Here is a 22,529-nt window from a genome sequence, read left to right as displayed (position 1 = left end):
GGGCTTGAGTGAGGCCCGTTAAACAAGAGGCAGCTATGTTAGCTATTATTCGTGGCATTATTGTTATCCTGTTTTCGATTGTGGTGTGTGTACTCGGTGGTATTTACTGTTTATTCAGACCCCGTCATCCGGACCATGTCATGGTATTTGGTAATATGTTTGGTCGGTTGTCGAAAATATTTGGCATTAAAATAATTGAGCGTATTCCTGCTGACGCCAAAAATTATGGTCCGAGTATCTATATAGGCAACCATCAGAACAACTATGACATGATAACCATGTCCAATGCGGTTCAGCCGGGTACGGTGACGGTAGGTAAAAAAAGTCTGGTGCTGATCCCGTTTTTTGGTCAGCTTTATTGGCTGACAGGTAATATTCTGATTGATCGAAATAACCGTGCTAAAGCACACGGCACTATTACCCAGGTTGTCGAGCAGATTCAAGAACGCGATATTTCTGTCTGGATGTTTCCGGAAGGGACGCGCAGCCGTGGCCGTGGCTTGCTGCCGTTTAAAACCGGTGCTTTCCATGCCGCTATCTCTGCGGGAGTGCCGATTGTCCCGGTTTGTGTCTCTTCCATCACGAATGGCAATATTAAGTTGAATCGCTGGGATAATGGCACCGTTATTGTGGAAATGTTGCCGCCCATTGATACTTCCGAATATACCAAAGAGCAGGTGCGTGAATTGGCAGAATATTGTCATCAGATAATGAAAGACAAAATAGACGCGCTGGATGAGGAATTAGCTGCAATGAAGGAGCAGGGTAAGTACTCATAATAGGTTATTTTTGTTTGCCGTCTTTTTTGTAATTAAGGGTGGGTTTGACAAAAGCGAACGTACTTTAATCCTCACATATCTGGTGTATGTGAGGATTTTTGCCTGTTGTCCGTGTCCACAATGTATTGATAGAAATGATATGTACTGATCGCTTACAGAGATAGATTCGTGTAATGCATTCAGATAGTTTAATTCTCTGCCTATTCGCGTTATGATGAGCGCTTGATAAATAATATTCTTGTTAAATGCAATCAAAAGGATAATAAACTTTAATAACTTCAATAATGAGTTATTAGCTTCCAGATGAATGATTGCAATATTTCAGGTATTTCTGAGGCACATAATACCCGGAATTTAATTGGGCTTGTTGCGGAGAAAATATGTCATTTAGTCGGCGCCAATTTATTCAGACATCAGGCTTGGCAATGTGTATCGGAGCCGCTCCTTTTGTGGTTGGGGCCAGCAAAAATCAGCAAACTGCCTTGCCGATTCCCCCTTTATTGGAATCTCGTGGTGGGCAGCCACTATTTCTGACTTTACAAAAAGCCCACTGGACGTTTGATGGACAATATAAAACCAGTGTGTGGGGGATTAATGGTCAATATCTTGGTCCGACGGTACGGGTTCATAAAAACGATGACGTCAAACTGATATACAGTAATCGGTTAGCGGAGCCGGTTTCGATGACCGTCAGCGGATTGCAATTACCGGGAACGCTGACTGGTGGGGTTGCCCGTCAGATTTCTCCAGGGGCTGACTGGTCGCCGGTGTTACCTATTCGTCAGCAGGCGGCGACTTGCTGGTATCATGCCAATACCCCTAACCGGATGGCACCGCATGTTTATAATGGCTTGGCGGGAATGTGGCTGGTGGAAGATGAAACCAGCCGTCATTTGCCGTTGCCAAAACATTATGGTGTTAATGACCTTCCGGTTATTTTGCAGGATAAACGGCTGGATAATTTTGGTGTTCCTGAGTATCAACCCGTCGCGGGTGGTGGGTTTATCGGTAATACATTGTTGGTTAATGGCGTACAAAATCCTTTTATTGAAGTATCCCGTGGTTGGATCCGTCTGCGTTTACTGAATGCATCCAATGCCCGCCGATATCAGCTACAGATCAGTGATGGTCGTCCTTTCTATATGATAGGCACCGATTTGGGGTTATTACCTGCGCCGGTAGCGGTTCCGCAACTGTCCCTTGCGCCAGGTGAACGGCGTGAAGTATTGATTGATATGTCTGAAGGGGATGAAGTTTCTATTACCGCAGGTGAATCAGCTGGCATACTTGACAGGCTGCGTGGGTTGTTTGAACCCTCTACTATGCTGATTTCCAGCACTGTTCTGACCATTAAACCGACAGGTTTGTTATCTTTGGTGACAGATGCCTTGCCATCCCGTCTGGTCGATGATGTTATGCCGGTTTCTAACGTAATCCGTAACCGGGAAATTTATCTTGATGGTAATACGCCGGGAATTAATGGTGTGTTGTGGGATATGAACCGGGTAGATATTACCAGCCAGCAGGGAACATGGGAGCGTTGGATCGTAAATGCAACCTTCCCACAGCCGTTCCATATTGGCGGTGTGCAGTTTAAAGTGATAAATCACAATGGTGAGACACCTCAGCCACAGGATTATGGTTGGAAGGATACCGTCTGGGTTAATGGGCGCGTGGAATTACTGGTTTATATGAACCAGCCATCTTATGAACACTTCCCATTCCTGTATTACAGCCAGATCCTGGAAATGGCCGATCGCGGCTCTGTGGGGCAGTTAGTGACCATACCTGCCAATCAGTAAATCAAAATTTGGTGCGCGGTATTAATGCCGCGCACGTTTTAATTCTTATGGTCTATTATCGCTATATGGATTTTTTAGTCACCTTTCAGCATTAATCATTGAAATCAATTAATCAAGGAGATGACTGAATTCACTGAAATCAACGAATGTCTCAGGGGTTGGCCCCAGACGTTTGCCGATATCCAGTGTCGTCATCGTGGTCAGATCTTCTTTGTCCAATTTGAAGTCGAACACTTCAAAATTCTCTCTGAGTCTTGATAATGTGGTTGATTTTGGGATCACAATCATACCGTTATCGATGTGCCAGCGGATAACTATCTGAGCTGGTGTCTTGCTGTACTTTTGTGCCAGATGTTGAACCAATTGATTATCAAATACGCCTTCACCACCTTGTGCCAGCGGGCTCCAGGATTCGGTAACAATATTATGAGTGGCATTCCAGGCATGAAGCTGGCGTTGTTGCAGTAGTGGGTGTAATTCGACCTGATTAATCACGGGATGAACGCCAGTTTCATTGATCAGCCGTTGGAGATGCTCGGTGTGGAAGTTAGAAACCCCGATACTGCGGATAAGCCCCTCTTTCTGTAATTCAATAAATTGCTGCCAGGCTTCTACATATTGATCTTGCGGTGGTGCAGGCCAGTGCATCAGATAAAGATCAATATAATCCAGTTGCAATTTTTCCAGACTTTCTGTCAACGCGGCGCGAACATCACCATGCCGGTCATTCCACAATTTGGTTGTGACAAAGATATCTTCACGGGGGATATCTGTTTCTTGTAGCGCTTTGCCTACTCCTTCCTCATTATTGTAAATAGCGGCGGTGTCAATTGCCCGATAACCGATATCCAGAGCAGCATGGATTGTGGTAATTACCTGTTGATTATCTGCGGCCCATGACCCAAGCCCCAATTGTGGCATATGGTTTCCATCAGCGAGTCTGATGATTGGTTGGTTGTCCATGACTACCTCCTAAAAGATAGATTTAAAATATCAGCTAAAATTAATAACGTAGCCTCATAGCAGGGTGGTTGATATTAAGTTGATGTTAAAGGTAATTGAAGAAAGTAATACGACAGGCGTGATCTAAGCCATGCATTTTGACTAAGATATGGCTCAATACATGAATTGACCGGTTTTATGGAGCGGCGACACCAGGAATATCACCCATTGACTGGGCCGCAGTTCACATAATATTGACGCATTAAGTTAAGAATAAAAATCCTGTTGCGGCTTGTAAACCATAATGACTTTTATTTACGTTTTGCTGCGGTGGTTTTCCTGTGGCACCAGTACATCAGCAGAGAGGCGATTAAACCACTTAACAACAGCACGATGGGTAAAATGATCAAAATGTTTATCACCAGATCCTGGTGGTTTTTAATAAACGGGATCTGATTGAGGAGATAACCAAAACCGACCATGATGACTACCCATAGTAAGCCACTGAGCCAGTTAAAAATTTGAAAACGTTTACTGTTGAGTCCGGATATACCTGCCAGTGTTGGTAACAGAGTACGGACAAAAGCCAGAAAACGGCCAACCAACAAAGCGGCCAGACCATGTTTGAAAAACAGCATATTGGCCCGTTGGCGGTACTGAATAGGAAGTTGCGCCAGCCAACCTTTAACCCGTTTTGTATCACCAAGCCATAGTCCTTGAAGGTAGCCGAGCCAGCAACCGATACTTGCCGCAGCTGTCAGTATGAAAACGGTTGGGATAAAACTCATTACCCCTTTGGCAATCAACGCGCCGGCGAGGATTAATAGCGTATCACCGGGCAGAAAAGCGGCGGGTAATAAACCATTTTCCAGAACCAGTGTTACAAACAGAATGCCATAGATAATCCAGAGAACATCGGGGTTGGCAAGTTTGGAAAAATCATGCTGCCATAATGCTTGCATGATCTCGTTTAGTACTTCCATTGTTTATCCTGTGACTGTTATAAGTGAATTTATTGCAATTGCATTATAAAAGTCAGTTTACCGCAAAATTTTGAGCATAGCTTGATTGATCTCTTGCTGGGGAAAACTTATGGTTGGTGTTCATTAATAAATTTAGATAAGTGTGGTGAATCGATCGATTCTTTTAAAAGCGAATTCCAGTCATCTGGTGGGCGTCCAGCGTTAAGCATTTCACCAAATACTTTGTAAGCGTCGTGTTGATCACCATACACCCTTTTTGTTCTCTCATCATTTACCCAACCGAAGATAATAATTTTACTTTCGGTGTGAAAACGGAAAAAGAGTCGATATTGTTGGAAAAATTTTGCTCTGAACCAGTGTTTTCTTTTGCCACCTAATGTATGGCCCAAACGAAAGGCTATATTAGCTGGGTCACTGGGAATAATTTCAGTAACGAGTTTTATGATTGCAGCCAAGCGTTTTGTATCATTTTTTTTCAGATAGTCATTTGGATATTTCTGTTGAAGTTGTTCGGTTTTATCTATTATTTGTTTCAGTTGTTCTATAAAGCACGGATGGGCAAAAAGAGCCCACCCGTTTATTACACATACTCGATCGTACATAATCCTTTACTCATCGTCAGCAGATAGTGGGTTATTGAGATCTATGTCTATTCCTGCGGTAAGTGATTGTGCCCGGTTGATGAGCTGTTCACTTAATTGTTGTACTTGTTCAGGATGTTCCTTAATGTCTTTTGCCAGAAAGTTCAGAAATGATTCAATTGCAGGATCTTTTTCTTCTTCGTTGTTTTTACGACTAATAAGTACATCACCGGAAGATAAGATCTTATATTCGATACTATCATGGCCCGGTCTTAGTTTGAGAGCTTTACGAACTGGTGTTGGAATGGTTGTTTGGCTGCGACGGGTAAGTTTGGATTCTGCACCAACCTCGAACTCAACACTTGGGAATGCGTGCATATTTTGACCTCATTATGTTGATTTAATCATCTTTCTAACAAAGTGTAATGCAAATGCATTGTAATGACAATGAGTTTATATTGTCTTTAAGTGTTGAGATTTTCAGTTTATTACCTTAGATAACAATAAGATTAATCAGCAAAAATTCGACTAAATCCCTCAGCTAAATCATCAATCAAATCCTGAACATTTTCCAGCCCGACATGCAAGCGGAACAGGGTGCCTGTTCTTTGTGGGGCATCGTATTGGCGTATTGTTTTTATCTCTTCTGGTTGATAACCCAGGATCAGTGATTCGAAACCACCCCATGAAAATGCCATTTTAAAATGGTGAAAATTATCCAGATAATTTGAAAATTGCTGGTGTGTTAATCTTTCTTTCAATTGAAAAGAGAACAGGCCATTACTGCCGCTGAAATCGCGAATGAAATTGTCATGGCCGGGGCAGGAGGGGAAGGCAGGATGATAGACTGCTGCAACTTCGGATCTCTGTTGCAGCCATCGTGCTATCTCGATACTGCTTTTTTCATGTTGTTTCAGGCGAATGGCTAAAGTCCGCAACCCGCGACTTGCCATATACACCGTATCGGCATCCGCCATTTGTCCCATCAAATAGGAGCTTTCCCGCAGTTGCACCCAACAGCGTTCGTTTGCGACGGCAATACCTAACATTGCGTCTGAGTGACCAACAATGTATTTGGTGCCGGATTGAATAGAAATATCGATGCCGAACTCCAGTGCCTTAAACAGCACACCCGCGGCCCAGGTATTATCAATCATGATGACAATATCTGGATTGACTTGCCGTACCGCGCGAACAATCGCCGGAATATCCTGTACTTCCATGGTGATGGAGCCTGGGGATTCAAGAAACACCACTTTGGTATTGGGCTTAATCAGTTCAGCCATCTCCTCGCCAATCATCGGATCAAAATAATCGGTAGTTATATTCATCCGTGACAATATCTTGTCACAAAAGCTTTGTGTCGGGTCGTAAGCTGAACCAGTCAACAGAATATGATCGCCGGCGGCGGCAAAAGAGAGAATGGCATTGCTGATCGCGGCGGCACCAGAAGGATAAAGCGTACAACCTGCGCCTCCTTCCAGTTCAGCCATGGCTTCCTGAAAAGAGAAATGGGTTTGGGTGCCACGCCGGCCATAAAACAGTTCGCCATTGGCGCGGTTGTGTGTTGCCTGCTTTTTGGATGCGACAGAATCGAAAATCACAGATGATGTTCGTTGAATGATTGGATTGACTGCGCCTTGAGTAAATTTACGGTTTCTGCCTGCATTGACCAGTGAAGTTTCCAGTTTTTTTTCTGTCATGATCCATTGCCACCTTAATTTCAAAGTTTGAAATGGTGTAAAAAATAGAGTTAACACGTTAAAAGATTTAGTCCTTTTTGTACAAAAGGATTAGGCCAACTTGACGAAAATTCATCTGATTACTTGCGAGTGAGGTTTCTTTGATTTTATTTTGTGAAGGGGTAACACTTTTTTATTAAACAATAATGATAATTACTATCAAATCACTTAATGTTTGATATCATCAGCCTTCATTTTCATTCAGTCTGGCGAAGATGAATGAAGACTCAGTGTAAATAAGGTTAGTGAGATGACGAAAGGTAATTCACTGCTAAATAACAAGGTTTATAAGAAAGGGAGTAAAGGCCAACTGATGCGTAATTTGACTGCTTCAATTATCTTAGCGTTCGGGCTGACAGGTTCAGCGTTGGCTGATACAACACCAGCATCTGCAACAGACAACAATACCACGACAAAAACCGCACAGATTGCAACACCTGCTCCGGCGGCGACCTCAACAACTTCGGGTACAACTGCACCGCCGGCAAATCAGGTTGCACCACAAACGGCATCCGCTACAGACTCTACCCAAGTGACTCCGGTGGCTACTGATGTTGTTGCTCCTGATGTTTCAGCCGATGAAACCAGTCTTTCCAGTGGTTTTGCTACCGATTTGTCTATCTGGGGCATGTATAAGAACGCTGACATTGTTGTTAAGACCGTGATGGTTGGCCTGGTGATTGCTTCTGTTATTACCTGGGCGCTGTTCTTCTCAAAAGGAACTGAACTGTTGGCTGCCGGTCGTCGTTTACGTAAAGAGCAATTGGCTCTGGCGGAAGTTAAGAGTCTTGATCAGGCTGCGGAAATTGCAGAAGGTTTCAGCAAACTCAGTATTAGCCGCTTACTGCTGAATGAAGCACAGGCAGAACGCCAACTATCTTGTGAAAGTAGTGATCTGAATAGCACAAAAGAGCGTGTCTCTTTCCGTCTGGAACGTTCAGTTGCGGCTATCAGCCGTCATATGGGGCGTGGTAACGGCTATTTGGCGACTATTGGCGCGATTTCTCCTTTCGTGGGTCTGTTTGGTACGGTGTGGGGGATCATGAACAGCTTTATCGGTATCGCTCACTCACAGACAACTAACCTCGCCGTGGTGGCACCGGGTATCGCGGAAGCGTTGTTAGCGACAGCGCTTGGACTGGTCGCGGCGATTCCGGCTGTTGTGATTTATAACATCTTCGCCCGTATGATCGCGTCTTACCGTGGTCAGGTTGGTGATATGGCGGCACAGGCATTATTACTGCTTGGCCGTGATCTGGATTTGGCAAATAGCAAGACAAGGTGATGTATGGCAATGCGTCTTAATGAAAATTTGGACGATAGCGGCGAATTGCACGAAATCAACGTCACACCATTTATTGACGTGATGTTGGTGCTGCTGATTATCTTCATGGTAGCGGCACCACTGGCAACCGTTGATATTAAAGTGGATTTACCCGCATCGTCGGCAAAACCGCAACCCCGTCCTGAAAAACCGGTATTTCTGACGGTTAAGGCTGATCGTCAGCTTTACGTCGGTGATCAACAGGTAGATCATGATACTCTGGCGGCGGTATTGGATCAGACAACCCAATCCAATAAAGAGACAACAATTTTCTTTCAGGCTGATAAAACTGTGGATTATGAAACACTGATGAGTGTGATGGATGCTCTGCGTAAATCGGGCTATCTGAAAGTGGGATTGGTAGGCATGGAAGCAGTTTCATCGGGTTAGTTATCACGGACTCTTCCATTAAATAACCGCGCTGGAAAGCGCGGTTGAGATTAAAGTGGTAATTGGTTTGTGTAATGGGAGAGCATAAAAAAGCGTGGGGCACTACATTGGTGTTATGCTGTGATAGCTAATGTAGAACTATCAACCGTACTCCAGCTAGCTCATAATTTTGATGCCAGGATACCAACGCTCAAGTTGTGCCTTTAGCTTGCCATTCAGAACGGTCATCTGAGGGGAACATTAAAAGATTGCCTCAAGGTTTTTATGCTCTATACATTAGGAGAGCATGAAATTGTGTGGGGCACTACATTGGTGTTTATGCTGCTATAGCTAATGTAGAACCATCAACCGTACTCCGGCTAGCTCATTAATTCTGATGCGGAGAGCATTTAAACGATTGCCCCACGGATTTTTATGCTCTCTCTTTTGATGCGCCGGCAAGATCTTAACCGAATGCCATTGGTACACCGGAACCCCAGAAAATTTTTCACCTCCGTCACACAGAGGTCTGGATGAAGGAGTCTGCACCTTAGCCTCCCATTACAAAGTAAACTCTTGAGTTAAATTAACTCATGGATTAATATCATATACATGGAGGCGCTAAATGTTTGATATTGAAATCCACGAAGAAGCGTTGAAAGAGATACAGGAGCTGCCCCCGGCGTTGCAGTCAAAAATGACCCGGCAGATAGACAAGCTGGCTGCTTTTGGAACCACACTCCGGGAGCCTGATACAAAACCGATCCGGGATGGATTCTTCGAACTGAGGGCTAAAGCCGGAGACATCGGGCGAGCAATCTATGTGTACCAGAAGGGGCGGCGGGTATTCATCCTTAAAGTTTTTGTTAAGGATACGGCAAAATTACCACCGGCAATGCTAAACGCGGCAGCTAACAGGTTAGAGGAGATGTTAAATGGCAACTAAAAAATCAATCCCGTGGGCGAAAGCCCGCGAGGAAATTTTATCCGACCCGGAAGTTCGTTCAGCATATGAAGCGGATCTGCGGGCCGAAAAAATCCGCGCCCAGCTGGTCGAATGGCGTTCTTCTGCCGGGCTGACCAGTTCCCAGATAGCTGAACGTCTGGGGGTGTCACCAGCGGCAGTATCCCGTACTGAGCGTAATGCTGAAAAAGCCAGTCTGGAAACGCTGGCTCGTTACGCTGCGGCCTGCGGCATCGAGCACCCACAAATTACGTTGTAATAATGTTGGGGTTCTACGCCGGAACCCCACAGCCCATTCCCCTGCGCCAGATGCGCAATTCAAACCCGCTCATAAAAACCCTTAAAAGTGCCAAATTGGCACTTTTATAATAGTTAAAATTGGCGGTATAAAAGAGGACGTGCAGGTGGACGTTCTTTTAAACTCACAAAATCTCAGGTTCGCCTGGCACAAGCTTCCATGAAAAGTAGGGATTGTAGCGTATCTGAATTATGTGAAGAGCTTGGGATTAGCAGGCAGGCTATCTATAAGTATGTAGGGCTAGATGGGGAACTCAGAGAATACGGCAAAAGAGTATTAAAATCTTAGCGCTAACTGAATACCCATTTTTTTCCTCATCAACTTTGAACCCTATCGGGGGATGGGCAAAAATAGCCTAATGTAGAGAGCATAAAAACCTTGGGGCAATCTTTTAATGTTCCCCTCAGATGACCGTTCTGAATGGCAAGCTAAAGGCACAACTTGAGCGTTGGTATCCTGGCATCAAAATTATGAGCTAGCTGGAGTACGGTTGATAGTTCTACATTAGCTATCACAGCATAACACCAATGTAGTGCCCCACGCTTTTTTATGCTCTCGTTGCTCCGTGCGTTGTGAAAAGCTGCATTTATCTTGCAGGTGAAAGTCCTACTCCGGAAGGCGCAGCCAGTGCCACCGGATAGCGAGTCTTGCGCCGTCCCGGGTAACCTGGAAGGTGAAGCGTAGACAGCGAAGTATCCGAGCCGAAACCAAATGGTGAACGTGATACTCCCGAAATTGAACTAATTGTGGAAGCCGACAGGTTGGAGCACCTGGCAGGCAACAGGTTACCGGAGGCCATACTGGCGAACTGCCGAAGGATACCAACCACCGGGAGTGCAGGCGTCGGCGAGTTTACAGAGATAAATGATGGAACACAGGAGATCCGGATGTTTCCCCCAGGAATGGGGTATCCGCAGCACAAGTGCCAAACACAAGGCTACGGAGATGAACACCCGGAAGTCGGAGTCAGCCATAGTAGTGATGCGGGTAACGACCGTGGAGAGAAGGGCTGACAGACAGATCGAGCGTAAGAGAGAAACAATGACCGTACTCAGCAACGACGGGCAATCATGGTTAACGAAACTTGAGCGCATAGGCGAGAAATCAGTTCGCGATCGGTCAGCAATGTTCAGCAACCTTGGACACCTGATTGATAGCGATATGCTGAAAGAACAGTTCCGGCGTCTGGACGGGAATAAAGCCCCCGGAATTGATCATGTGACGAAGGCCAAATGGGGTGAACAACTGGACGAGAATATCGACAGGCTGCTCCGGCGTATACGCCGGGGTTCTTATCGCCCTAAACCAGCCAGAATCACGGAGATCCCAAAAGAGGATGGCAGCAAAAGACCACTGGCCATTTCCTGTGTGGAAGATAAAGTTGTGCAGCTTGCTGTCAGCACGATCCTCGGCAAAATTTATGAGCCACTATTCCTGCCGTGTTCATTTGGGTTCAGACCGGGACAGAGCTGTCACATGGCACTACAGGCTCTGCAACAGCAAACCATTCGCAACTGGAATGGAGCAGTAGTGGAGATAGACATCCGGAAATATTTCAACAGGATACCGCATGGTGAACTGATGGAACTGCTCCGGAATAAAATATCAGATCGCCGTTTTCTCAGACTGACGGAAGCCCTGATAACGGCTCCTGTTCTGGAAAATGGAAATATCCTCAGCAACGAAATCGGCTGTCCGCAGGGCTCCATATTGTCACCTGTACTCGCCAACATCTCCTGCACCACGTCATTGACGAATGGTTTGCTGAAATCAGCCGTTCGCATATTCGGGGAAAGGCAGGCATGATCAGATACGCAGATGATATGGTATTTACCTTCGAGTACCAGCATGAGGCGAAACGCTTTTACAGTGTGTTGCCGAAAAGACTGGGCCGGTTTGGCCTTGAGCTTCACGAAGATAAATCGCAGCTTCTTGCGGCGGGTCACGTGGCGGCGATGAGGGTAAATCAGAGGGGAGAACGTCTTCCTACGTTCAACTTTCTGGGGTTTACCTGTTACTGGGGGCGCACACGAAAAGGGTTCTGGAGGCTGAAATATACGAGCAGAAAGGACCGTTTCGCGGTAAAACTGAGGGGGCTGAGAGATTTCCTGTGGAAGAGCCTCAACGCAAACAAAAGACAAACCCTCAGTACGGTTACCCGGGTGGTTCGTGGATGGATTAACTACCACGGGATCTCGGATAACCGTAGGCGCATCGGGCAGTTCATTTACCAGAGCCGTCGGATACTCTACAGGTGGTTTAACCGTAAGGGTGGCCGCCATCCGATGACTTGGAAAAGGCTGAATCTGATCCTGAAAATACTGGGTTATCCAGATAAATGGAAAACCAAATCAATGCTGTTACTAACTCGCTGAATATGTGTGGGGACACTGATCTGTCGGGAGCCGGATGCGGTAGTTCCGCAAGTCCGGTTCTGAGGAGGGGCCTGTCCGGGTAACCGGCAGGTCTACTCAACCCAAACCCCTAATGAGAGCTTAATTTTGTCAGGGTGGGAATAATCAGGCTATTCTGGATCGATATGAAAACATCGAAATGACGTTTACAGAATCTGTCTGATTGTTAAGCTCATAAAGTGAACTATCGTTAGCCAGTTCAAGCAGCATCGGAACTGTAATTTCCAGACGCCTGGCTAATGCTTCAATATCAATACAAACATCATTAATAAGTACTTTTATTTGATTACTTGTTACCGGCATTCCATTGTGTATAAAGCTATTCTTAGCGCGGTTATACCAAACGTTTTGCACCAAACAGAACCAAAATAGTTGCTAATAGTGCGCATCCGCCGCCACTGAGAGCGACACCACTCCATGAAAGATGCCAGGCTGCTATCGCTCCCAAAGAGGAACCCGCTGCGCCACCGGAGAAATAGCATGTCATAAAAACAGTATTCAGTCGGCTCCGGGCATCAGGTAGTAAAGTATACAGCCGTGTTTGATTCGCCACTAAACCCGCTCTGCTGCCAAGATCCAGGAAAATAATACCCGCGAATAAAAACAGAATGCTGTGACGGGTTCCACCAATCAGGCACAGGGCCAACGTCACCAATAAAGCGCCAGTAGTCACAACAGCTCTTCCCCCGAAACGATCGGTCATTGAACCCATTGTTGATGAAGCCAACATTCCCGCAATGCCTGTCAAGCCAAAGAGACCCACGATATCACTACCCCAATCATAAGGGGGTTGAGAAAGCAATAAGGCCAGAGAGCCCCAAAGCGTATTAAAAGCGGCAAATAACAAAAAACCGGATAAAGCGGCTTCACGCAAAAGTGGTTGTTGTTTAACCAGCTTGCCGAGTGAGGAAAGAAGCTGACCATAAGCCATAGTTTGTGGTGTTGCTGTTTCTGGAAGAACAAACCAGACCAGAAAAAACAGGAACAGATCTATTAAAGCTGCCAGTAAAAACATTTCACGCCAGCCGAAATGCTCTCCGACTGCGCCACTCAGTGTTCTGGCAAGCAGTGCTCCCGCGAAAAGGCCACTCATCAGATTTCCTACAACCCGGCCACGTTTTTCTGGCGCTGCCCACCCAGATACTGCCGGAATGATAATTTGTGCTGAAATAGAGGTTAGCCCTAATATCAGGCTACTGGTCAAAAACCATATAAAATTCGGTGCGGTGGCACATAAGATAAGGCTGGCTATATTGCCGATTAGTAGACAGAAAATAAGCTTACGACGACTTAATGTATCCCCAAGAGGGCCAAAAAAGAAAAGCCCCGCAGCGTAACCAATTTGCGTTAACGTGGCGATCCAACCGGATGTTGCGCCATCAATGCCAAAGCTTATGCCTATTGCCGGTAATAATGGCTGGTTATAATAAAGATTAGCCACAGCAAAACCGCAAGCGGCAGATAATAATATGAGAGAAATAGAAGAAGTAGGATCGGGTTTGATTGCTGTGTTTGACACGAAAACCTCCAGCATTTGATCTGTATTACCGTAAAAGAATTCTGCCACTATCTCAGGATTGCGGGAATAAAGATGGCAAGCGAAATTGCTTTGCATAGAATGCAAAATTGATAGCGCTATCAAATTCCATACCTTGTTTGTAATATCAGATACGTTTAATCATATATAGGTAAAATCTATGATGAAAGATTTGTTACGTACCGATATTCTGGCAACATTCGTTAATGTTGCCCATTCACAGAGTTTTTCAGCTGCTGCTCGTCTACAGGGCATGGCAGCTTCATCTATTACACGTCAGATAGACAGCCTTGAGCAGATGTTGGAGGTAAAACTTTTCTTGCGTTCTACCCGTGGTTTATCAATGACTGACGCAGGAGAGATTTTGTTTTCAAGAGCGCAAGATATTATCGATAATCTTGTCGATATCCAGGCTGAGTTAGCGGCTTTGGATGGAGAACCGCAAGGGGTACTGCGTGTCGCCTGTCTGCCAACGTTTGGGCGTCACCATATAATTCCCATGCTGGAAGAACTATTCATCCAATATCCCAAAATTCAAGTTGAACTTGATCAAACAGAGAGATTGACTGATCCCGTTAGGGATCGTCTCGATGCGGTTATTCGGATTGGTGAATTAAAAGATAGTTCGCTTTATTCAAAACGGATCGCCACCCAGACTTGGGTTGTTTGCGCCAGTCCAGGTTATATCCAGAAGTACGGGGCTCCGACAACACTTTCTGAGTTATCTAACCATTATTTGCTTGATAAACATCATGATCCTGCTGGCATTTGCTGGTCACACTATCAGGATGCTATCAATCTCAGCAATGAGAATAGGATTTTTCGCAGTGACGATTTTGACACATTGAGAATAGCCGCCGTCAATGGATTTGGAGTAGGGCTTCTTCCTAACTGGGTTGTTTCATCGGATATTCGTTCTGGAGAGCTTATTGCATTGTTCAATGATCCTGATGAACGTAAGGATGGTATTTATTTATTACGGGCACTTGCGCACCTGCCAGCAAAATTAACGGTATTTATATCACTATTGCAGGAGTGGCTTGCCAAGGCGATTTAGCGTTAATAGAAAAGTGATCAAACTTTCTCAAGGATCATCGCGATTCCTTGTCCAACGCCAATGCACATAGTACATAGTACATAAGGCCAGTTTTCCTTGTTGGCGGTGTAATTGATAGACGGCATTCGCTAAAATCCGTCCCCCAGATGCACCTAATGGATGTCCCAGAGAGATAGCACCGCCGTTACAGTTGACATGGGATGCATCCCATTGAATATTAAGCTCTTTCATTACAGCCAGAGTCTGTGCAGCAAAAGCTTCATTGATTTCGATAACATCCATGTCTTCAATTCTTGTTCCAGATATTGCTAAGGCTTTTTTAGATTTTAATGATACCCAAATTAATAAAATGATTGAGCTATCACTATTGGTGGAGGTTAAAGATGACCAGTAAAATGAATGAAATGCTTGATTTCGCTAAGGAAATTGAGGCTGCGGGTTTAACAGATGGTGAGTCAGTTCGCCGTATTGAAGCCAGAATTAAAGACAGAGAGCTAAAAGAAAAATACGGAAATATACTCTCTATGACAGGGGATGATATTAAGCGGATCCGTGCTCAATACAACATTTCCCAATCTTCGCTTGCTTTGATATTAAACATGACAAAAGAAAGCGTATCGAAATGGGAGCGAGGTGAAATAAAACCTAATGGCGCTGCATTGCGTATACTTAATTTAATTGACCAGAAGGCACTGGTTATTTAACTGCACTCTGAACGGCCTTGGTATTCCAAGGCTGTTTGTTTCACGCTCCCTGCCCATATGCACCGATAAAACCTGTTGCACCAGTCAATAAAGCATTTTTCTTGGTCATCACTATTGTTACCTCATTATGTGTGAGTTTTATATTTCATTCTTTTTTTAACTTTGTAAATCTATATTTAACGTATAAGTGCTTTGCATAAAATGCAAGAATATATTTCACATATATTAACTGTTTGGTATTTTTTATTATTATCTGATAATTTTTCTCTATAGATAATAAAATTAGCAGTGCGATTATTATGAATGTAGTCATTTGTTTTTATTTTTTAATATTGCTTGGTAATGGATAATTTAAAATTGCAAGGAATTTTATTAAATGACTAAAACTTCAAGTATATTTATAGCACGTATTAATGACTTGCAATTATATATTCATTGGTAAAGTTTACTGACTATATGGTTTTACCTTGTGCTATTTTATGATTATTATTATCAATTTCTTACTGGGAACTTTATTTTTGTGATTATTTTAATTCTGATATTATCAAGTAAACTACAGTGTTGTTCTTATTGTTATTGATAATTATATCAATGTAATTAGTTGATTAATAAACCAAATCTAAATTAATAGCTGATAACTTTAATGAGTAGTTAAAAGAGATATTTAACTATTATCTAAGCATTCGCCTCATTTATTATTATTGAGTTATCAGAGAGATATATTTATTCTCTGATGTTGTTTTTGATTTATAAAGATGTAAGTTATTAATTAATATAGAGACTTATTATGACTAAAATCTTTTCTTTTAATAAAAATCATCGAGATTTATCAGCAGGGCATAACTCACATCTCAAGGAGGTTAATGGTGTGAATGGGATGCCTAAATCGCTAGCACCTGGCTTCCCCGATTTAGATGATCAGTTTAATCAGATGGGAATTACCCATATCCGTCTGCATGATGGTTTTGGTATTGGTGATATGGATAACTATTTCCAGGTGGATAGGAAGAATAATCAAAATCAAATGATTGTCAATGTCCCAGAGGAAAATAAATCTGCGGCAAAAAAACTTGTCGCTGATATTTCAAATGTTAGAAGTATTTTTCCCAATGCGGCTATCGGGATGAGAAATCATGATGTTAATCTTGCATTAAGAGATGCTAATTATGAAATGACGGATGCTTATTTGCACGATGTTCTGAGTAATCAAGTAGATCTGAATCCAGATAATATTCAGCGCCAAATCATGTTTCGTATCGGGCGTTCTCTTGATGGAGGTTATGAAACACCAGAGGATTTTGATATTTATGCAATATTAGTCAGTACCTTGGTGAGTCGTTACGCTTTAAATTATGCCAGAATTGGTTTGCCAAGGAAAATAAGCTACTGGGAGATCTGGAACGAACCTGATTTACTGTTTTTCTGGAATAGTAATGACCCGAAAAAATATTACGAATTATATAATAAAATAGTAAGGGTAATTAAAACGATTGATCCTGATGCTAAAGTTGGTGGTGCTGGGATTTCATTCAGTAATAATGCAGGCGGTGATTATATTGATGGGTTTTTCCGATATTGTAGGAATAATAATGTACCATTGGATTTCTTTTCCTGGCATGGATATGTTGATACTGGAGACCCGCAAAACATTATTGATATGGGTAATACGATTCAGAAAAGTTTGCATACTTATGATTTTACCGAGACTGAAAGTATTTGCACTGAATGGAATTCCAGTCCTTTTGGATCGAGAAATACATTTACAAAAGTGCAGAGTGCTAAAAATGCAGCATATATAGCTTCATCACTTATTTATATGCAATATGCGAAAGTTGACCTAGCGCATTATTATCGAGGCGATGGCTTATCTTTTGGCTTGTTTAATAATCAACCTAATCCTAAAAACCCATGTGTTAAAAATTTCTGTACGTATTCAGCTCAATCCTTTAGTCTTTTTGCCAGAATGTTCGAAACACCTCATATATTAAGTGGTAATAAGGATTTCTCAACAGGTTTAACCGTTTTGGCAACCGAGAATGAATCAGGTAATAAAATTAATATTCTGGCCGCAAATTACAAAGTTGATAAGAGTTTTTCAGATGGTAATGTCGCTCCCGTTCCTGCGGATTTATATCGACAATACTATCTGGATACTAGCCGAACATTGGAAAAATTAACCGATACCTATAGCAAGAATCAATGGTTTGGTGGTATTGATCCGACAACAATTCATCATAATAATGCGGTAGTGCAAAATGATCCGGTACAACAAATTCCGACTGATACGTATTTAAGACCGAAAAGTCGTGATTATATTCATAGTGATCAAGGTGTAACCGTAGTGATTGATCATATAGGTTATAAGAAATTTAAAGTTAAAGCGTACCGTATTCAAGAAGGCGGAGGATTGGAACAAATGACACCACCAGAGGTGACTAACCAAATTACCGTATCTATATCTAATAATAAATTAACATTAGTGGATAAAATGGCAAAACCTTCAACGGTGACATTATATTCATTAGAATTAAGCCATCATTAGTTCTTATGAAATTAAAATATTATAGTAAGTTATTTTTCTTTGTTTTATTATTAAGTGGAAAATAAAATAATTATAGTCATGTATAAGAGGTTTATTTTAATCCATTAGGCTCTGAAAGGAGCCTTTTTAATCATGAGGAGTCGGACGAAATGTATTTAATTCAGAGTGTATACAATGATTGTCATTGATAATGTAATTTTTTAATTAACATAGAGGTTTATTATGACTAAAATTTTTTCATTCAATAAAAATCATCGAGATTTATCGGCTGGGCATCACTCATTGCTTAAAGAGGTTAATGGCTTGAATGGTGTACCTAAATCTCTGGCACCTGGCTTCCCCGATTTAGATGATCAATTTAATCAGATGGGCATTACCCATATCCGGCTTCATGATGGTTTTGGTATTGGCGATATGGATAACTATTTCCAGGTGGATAGACTAAGTGATCAGAGTCAAATGATTATTAATGTCCCAGAAGAAAATAAACTCGCGGCTAAAAGACTATTTTCTGATATTTCAAATATCAGAAGCATTTTTCCCTATGCTGCTGCTGGGATGAGAAATCATGATATTAGTCTTGCATTAAAAGAGGCTAATTATAAAATGACTGACGCTTATCTGCGCGATATTATGAATAATAAAGCCGAGTTGAATCCCTGTAATATTCAGCGACAAATCATGTTTCGTATTGGGCGTTCCGGTGAGGGTGGTTATGAAATACCACAAGATTTTGATATTTATGCAATGTTAGTGGGCATCTTAGTGAATCGCTATGCTTTAAACTATGCCAGAATCGGCTTGCCGGGAAAAATAACTTATTGGCAGGTTTGGAATGAACCTGACTTACTTTATTTCTGGAACAGTGATGATCCTAAAAAATATTATGAATTATATGCGAAAATTGCAAGAATAATTAAAGCTGTTGATCCTTCGGTTAAAGTAGGTGGCGCTGGTATTGCGTTTGTTAATAGAAAACTTGAAGATTATGTTGATGGATTCTTACGATATTGTAAAGATAATGATGTACCGTTAGATTTCTTTTCCTGGCATGGATACGTTATAACTGGAGACCCACAAAACATTATTGACGTGGGGAATGCGGTTCAACAAAGTTTGAATACTTATGGTTTTACCGATGCAGAAAGTTTCTGTACTGAGTGGAATTCCAGCGCTATTGGGACGAAAAATACATATACAAAGGTGCAGAGCCCTAAAAATGCGGCATATATTGCTTCCACGTTTATTTATATGCAATATACCAAAGCCGATAGAGCTTATTATTATCGAGGTGATGGCCTATCTTTTGGTCTGTTTAATAATCAATCTAGTCCTAAAAATCCATGCGTTAAAAATTGCTGTACGTATTCAGCTCAGTCCTTTTATCTGTTTTCCAGAATGTTTGAAACACCTTATATCTTAAGTGGTAATAAGGATTTTTCCACAGGCTTAACCGTTTTGGCGGCTGAGAATGCAGAAGGCAATAAAGTTAATATCTTAGCTGCAAATTATAAAGTTGATAAGAGTTTTGCAGATAGTAATTCGGCACCTGATTATCTATATCAACAATATTATTTGGATACTAGCCGATCACTTAATCAATTAACCGATACCTGGAGCAAAAACAAATGGTTTGGTGGTGTTGATCCGACAACAATGAATTCTGATAATATGGTAGTGCAACATGATCCTGTTCAGAAACTTCCGGATGATAATTTGTTGAGAGCTAAAAGTCGTGATTATACGAATAGTGACCAAGGTGTTACTGTGGTGATTAACCATATAGGTTATAAAAAATTTAAAGTTAAAGCGTACCGTATTCAGGAAGGCGGAGGATTGGAACAAATGTCGCCGCCAGAGGTGACCAACCAAATTAATGTGTCTATATCTAATAATAAGCTAACGCTGGTAGATAAAGGAGCAACTCCTTCAACGGTAACATTATATTCATTAGAGTTCAGTCATCATTAGTTTGATATAAAATAGAAATGTTATGGCAAGTTTTTTTCCTGTTTTATTAATAAGTTAAATCAAGGGATAAAATTATTTTAACCTGTCAGGCTCTGAGAAGAGCCTGTTTAATAATAACGAATAGTTTGGAGAGCTAATTTATTGTTGTTTTAAATGCAACCCTTTTTCTGTCAAACGATAACCTTGTAATGGACTACTGGGTTTTTCTGGATGACTCATTTCAATCAATCCGGCTTCTAGTGCAGGTTGCAGATAGCGTAGACGGAATGAGCTGCGATCTTTTAATCCAAGCGCTAATTGAAGTTGCTCACGATTCATTTCTCCTTCCAACGCCATAATTAATTGTCTAACCTGGTGGGTAACCTGATGGCTAGCTTGATGGGTAGCCTGATGGGTAGATTCTAGAATTGCGTCACGTATCATGCTCAACATAAATTCAATAAAGGTTGCACAATCAGCTTGTTGGGTACTGAGATTAATTGCTTGATAGTAATCAGCCTGATGCTTGTAAACCAGACTTTCAACTGGAATGAATTCAAATAATGAGTTCCATTGATTTAAGATTAATGTCTGCCACAATCTGCCCATTCTGCCGTTACCATCGGCAAACGGGTGAATAAATTCAAATTCATAATGGAAGATGCAACTGGCAATAAGTGGATGAATATCCGTAGAGTTCAGCCAGTAAAAAAGATCAGCCATCAGTTTTGAAACCCGGTTTGCCTGCGGAGCCATATGAATGACTTTTTCTCCATTCATGACACCAACGCCACTATTCCGGTAACGACCTGCATTATCTATTAACCCTTTCATCAGAACAGAGTGGGCTTCCTGTAAGTTCTGTTCTGATGTGAAATGCCAATGCTGGAGCTGCTCATAAGCTAAAATAGCGTTACGTGCTTCCTGTATTTCGTTGATTGGTGCGATGATTCGCTTTCCCTCAATAATTGCTGTGATTTGGCTTGTGTCAAGCAAGTTACCTTCAATCGCCAGCGAGCCATGAATTGTTCGTATCCGATTGATACGTCTCAATCGCAGGGCTTTTGCTTGTTCCTGTTCTGTACTTAACCGCCCGATATTCTCACTGATTTCGGCGACTAATTGGATCATTTTAACTGTAATTGAGAAAGGTGGTTGATAACCTTTTTTCGCCGAATTCATTGAACACCTTAATTGGATTTATAGGGTTACGGTAAATAGCTTTAATTCTGTTATTGGGTTTTGAAAAGATCGGTATTATCGCCAGTAAGGTGATATTGAGCAACAGACTGGCGATTGTTACACGGAGTGTCTTATTATTTCCCTGCCAGCACACCATACATTAGCGGCATACGGGGCATTCCTTCCGGTTGTACCATTTTGCCGCCACCGATATGACGCATTCCTTCAAATCCACCCCATCCATTCGAGTAAGGGTATTCATTGAATTGTTCAATGCGTAATCCTGCTTGTATCAGAGCATTGAGTACTTCATTGATCCCCCAGTAAAATTCATAACTACGGTGAGGATTTTGGAAATCTTTAATACCTTCTTCTATCATGCCACTTGGACAGAGGGTTTCGGTGGATTCAGCAGCATAATCGTGAACACCGTTTTCTTCAATTATTGCGCCTTCCCTGAAATAGTCATAATGTGGCTTCCATTGTGCATTAAAATAGAGAGCGAATGGATGAAATTCAATGAGTACAAATTTTCCTTCAGGTGTTAATAATTGTGAAATAAGTCTGGCCCAGTTTTTCAGATCAGAAATCCAAACCAATACACCATAAGAACAGAAAATCCGATCAAATTTTAAATTTTCTGTAATGGCTTGTTCCATCCAATCAAAAATATCAGCGCGATGGAATTGGGCTGGAATGCCACTATCGTAGGATAATTGACGGGCGAAATTAATCGCTTCATCAGAAATATCGACTCCGGTTACCTTGGCGCCATAGTGCGCCAAACTTAAAGTATCCTGACCCGAATTACATTGTAGGTGTAAGATATTTACACCTTTTATATCACCCAATAGTGATAATTCCTCCGGATAGAGAGTGTTGCCGCCTTGCTTGAAAAAAACGGCCTGATCACCTTTATGACTGTTATGAGCAACAGTAGCGGCATTCCACGACAAACGGTTCGCTTCATGAAATTCTTTATTCATCTGTTTTTACCTGTGTCAGAACGAAAATAAATTTATTTATTGCTTATGTTGGTTGGTAAGAAAGATATTACAATAAAAATTAGGATTATTGTATTTATTTTAATAGTAATTAAAACTCTACTTTGGCAAAATTATCAGTAAATATAACCTCAGCTACATGTTATATTTAATAATATTATTTACTATAAGTTTTTATAAGAATAAGAGCTGTTTAAACGGAGAGGTTAGTATTAAGTAATTGTAAAGTTATACAGTGAATAGGATTATTATTCGTTAGTGAATCCAATTACTCATACTTGTAGATATGAGCACTATTATTGACTAGATGGGGTTCTATTTTGTTAGTTGTTGGAACTTATACCAGTCTTGTGTA

Annotated in this window: 19 protein-coding genes and 3 pseudogenes; 13 read left to right on the top strand and 9 right to left on the bottom strand. The window is 42.0% G+C overall.

Annotated features, from left to right (window positions below; genetic code table 11):
* The first annotated feature begins 35 nt into the window (after positions 1-35).
* Complete coding sequence (locus ACGF63_RS10885) at positions 36-779, top strand: 1-acylglycerol-3-phosphate O-acyltransferase (protein WP_387630638.1); 744 nt, start codon at positions 36-38, stop codon at positions 777-779.
* Between the two features lie 380 nt (positions 780-1,159).
* Entirely contained in the window at positions 1,160-2,581 is a 1,422-nt protein-coding gene (gene ftsP, locus ACGF63_RS10880) for a cell division protein FtsP (RefSeq protein WP_387630635.1), read from the top strand.
* A gap of 108 nt (positions 2,582-2,689) precedes the next feature.
* Here ftsP and dkgA read toward each other — a convergent pair whose 3' ends face one another.
* The 5 genes from dkgA to metC all read right to left on the bottom strand — a co-directional run bounded on the left by dkgA (position 2,690) and on the right by metC (position 6,790).
* Entirely contained in the window at positions 2,690-3,544 is an 855-nt protein-coding gene (gene dkgA / locus ACGF63_RS10875; protein WP_152962572.1) for a 2,5-didehydrogluconate reductase DkgA, read from the bottom strand.
* A gap of 290 nt (positions 3,545-3,834) precedes the next feature.
* Complete coding sequence (locus tag ACGF63_RS10870) at positions 3,835-4,506, bottom strand: DedA family protein (protein WP_036842303.1); 672 nt, start codon at positions 4,504-4,506, stop codon at positions 3,835-3,837.
* A gap of 107 nt (positions 4,507-4,613) precedes the next feature.
* A complete protein-coding gene (locus ACGF63_RS10865) occupies positions 4,614-5,108 on the bottom strand; it encodes a type II toxin-antitoxin system YhaV family toxin (RefSeq protein WP_387630632.1) in 495 nt (164 codons plus the stop codon).
* Between the two features lie 6 nt (positions 5,109-5,114).
* Positions 5,115-5,465 carry a type II toxin-antitoxin system PrlF family antitoxin gene (locus ACGF63_RS10860; RefSeq protein WP_387630630.1) on the bottom strand — a complete coding sequence of 117 codons (351 nt, stop codon included), beginning with the start codon at positions 5,463-5,465 and terminating at the stop codon, positions 5,115-5,117.
* A 131-nt stretch (positions 5,466-5,596) separates the two neighbouring features.
* The gene (metC, locus tag ACGF63_RS10855; RefSeq protein ID WP_036842310.1) at positions 5,597-6,790 is read right to left on the bottom strand and encodes a cystathionine beta-lyase; all 1,194 of its coding nucleotides are present in this window, start codon (positions 6,788-6,790) and stop codon (positions 5,597-5,599) included.
* 352 nt (positions 6,791-7,142) lie between these two features.
* On the opposite strand from metC, the gene exbB reads away from it, so the two are divergent.
* The 7 genes and pseudogenes from exbB to ltrA all read left to right on the top strand — a co-directional run bounded on the left by exbB (position 7,143) and on the right by ltrA (position 12,159).
* Positions 7,143-8,114, top strand: coding sequence for a tonB-system energizer ExbB (exbB, locus tag ACGF63_RS10850; protein ID WP_152962726.1), 972 nt, complete (start codon positions 7,143-7,145; stop codon positions 8,112-8,114).
* 3 nt (positions 8,115-8,117) lie between these two features.
* Positions 8,118-8,543 carry a TonB system transport protein ExbD gene (gene exbD / locus ACGF63_RS10845; protein ID WP_021324166.1) on the top strand — a complete coding sequence of 142 codons (426 nt, stop codon included), beginning with the start codon at positions 8,118-8,120 and terminating at the stop codon, positions 8,541-8,543.
* A 604-nt stretch (positions 8,544-9,147) separates the two neighbouring features.
* Positions 9,148-9,468: a type II toxin-antitoxin system RelE/ParE family toxin gene (locus ACGF63_RS10840; protein WP_152962564.1), complete on the top strand. Its 321-nt coding sequence runs from the start codon at positions 9,148-9,150 to the stop codon at positions 9,466-9,468.
* On the top strand, positions 9,458-9,745 hold the full coding sequence (locus tag ACGF63_RS10835) for a helix-turn-helix domain-containing protein (RefSeq protein ID WP_132355883.1): 288 nt from the start codon (positions 9,458-9,460) through the stop codon (positions 9,743-9,745). The genes ACGF63_RS10840 and ACGF63_RS10835 overlap by 11 nt, the downstream gene beginning before the upstream one ends.
* A 132-nt stretch (positions 9,746-9,877) precedes the next feature.
* Positions 9,878-10,072, top strand: a pseudogene (locus ACGF63_RS10830) (transposon DNA-invertase); the annotation flags it as partial.
* A gap of 599 nt (positions 10,073-10,671) precedes the next feature.
* Positions 10,672-10,797 (top strand): hypothetical protein, encoded by a 126-nt coding sequence (locus tag ACGF63_RS10825; protein WP_387630626.1) that lies wholly within the window; start codon positions 10,672-10,674, stop codon positions 10,795-10,797.
* Positions 10,798-10,825: 28 nt separating this feature from the next.
* Positions 10,826-12,159: pseudogene (ltrA, locus tag ACGF63_RS10820) on the top strand (group II intron reverse transcriptase/maturase).
* Positions 12,160-12,532: 373 nt separating this feature from the next.
* On the opposite strand, the gene ACGF63_RS10815 reads toward ltrA, so the two are convergent.
* The gene (locus ACGF63_RS10815; RefSeq protein ID WP_331251344.1) at positions 12,533-13,717 is read right to left on the bottom strand and encodes an MFS transporter; all 1,185 of its coding nucleotides are present in this window, start codon (positions 13,715-13,717) and stop codon (positions 12,533-12,535) included.
* 178 nt (positions 13,718-13,895) lie between these two features.
* Between ACGF63_RS10815 and ACGF63_RS10810 the strand changes: the two genes are divergently transcribed.
* Entirely contained in the window at positions 13,896-14,792 is an 897-nt protein-coding gene (locus tag ACGF63_RS10810) for a LysR family transcriptional regulator (protein WP_387630622.1), read from the top strand.
* 17 nt (positions 14,793-14,809) lie between these two features.
* Here the strand turns inward: ACGF63_RS10810 and ACGF63_RS10805 are convergent.
* Positions 14,810-15,113: pseudogene (locus ACGF63_RS10805) on the bottom strand (3-oxoadipyl-CoA thiolase); the annotation flags it as partial.
* Positions 15,114-15,175: 62 nt separating this feature from the next.
* Between ACGF63_RS10805 and ACGF63_RS10800 the strand changes: the two are divergent.
* The 3 genes from ACGF63_RS10800 (at position 15,176) to ACGF63_RS10790 (ending at position 20,009) form a co-directional block, all read left to right on the top strand.
* Positions 15,176-15,496 carry a DNA-binding transcriptional regulator gene (locus ACGF63_RS10800; RefSeq protein WP_036842324.1) on the top strand — a complete coding sequence of 107 codons (321 nt, stop codon included), beginning with the start codon at positions 15,176-15,178 and terminating at the stop codon, positions 15,494-15,496.
* Positions 15,497-16,283: 787 nt separating this feature from the next.
* A complete protein-coding gene (locus ACGF63_RS10795) occupies positions 16,284-18,038 on the top strand; it encodes a glycoside hydrolase family 39 (RefSeq protein WP_387630619.1) in 1,755 nt (584 codons plus the stop codon).
* A 222-nt stretch (positions 18,039-18,260) separates the two neighbouring features.
* Positions 18,261-20,009 (top strand): glycoside hydrolase family 39, encoded by a 1,749-nt coding sequence (locus ACGF63_RS10790; protein ID WP_387630617.1) that lies wholly within the window; start codon positions 18,261-18,263, stop codon positions 20,007-20,009.
* A gap of 138 nt (positions 20,010-20,147) precedes the next feature.
* Here ACGF63_RS10790 and ACGF63_RS10785 read toward each other — a convergent pair whose 3' ends face one another.
* A complete protein-coding gene (locus tag ACGF63_RS10785; protein WP_387630614.1) occupies positions 20,148-21,170 on the bottom strand; it encodes a Fic family protein in 1,023 nt (340 codons plus the stop codon).
* 134 nt (positions 21,171-21,304) lie between these two features.
* Entirely contained in the window at positions 21,305-22,156 is an 852-nt protein-coding gene (locus ACGF63_RS10780) for a bifunctional 2-polyprenyl-6-hydroxyphenol methylase/3-demethylubiquinol 3-O-methyltransferase UbiG (protein WP_036842331.1), read from the bottom strand.
* Between the last annotated feature and the right edge of the window lie 373 nt (positions 22,157-22,529).

The sequence above is a fragment of the Photorhabdus sp. RM322S genome, assembly GCF_042879395.1.
Lineage (GTDB): Bacteria > Pseudomonadota > Gammaproteobacteria > Enterobacterales > Enterobacteriaceae > Photorhabdus > Photorhabdus khanii.
The sequence above is the reverse complement of the archived record's forward strand: the minus strand, read 5'-3'. Positions and strand labels throughout refer to the sequence as shown.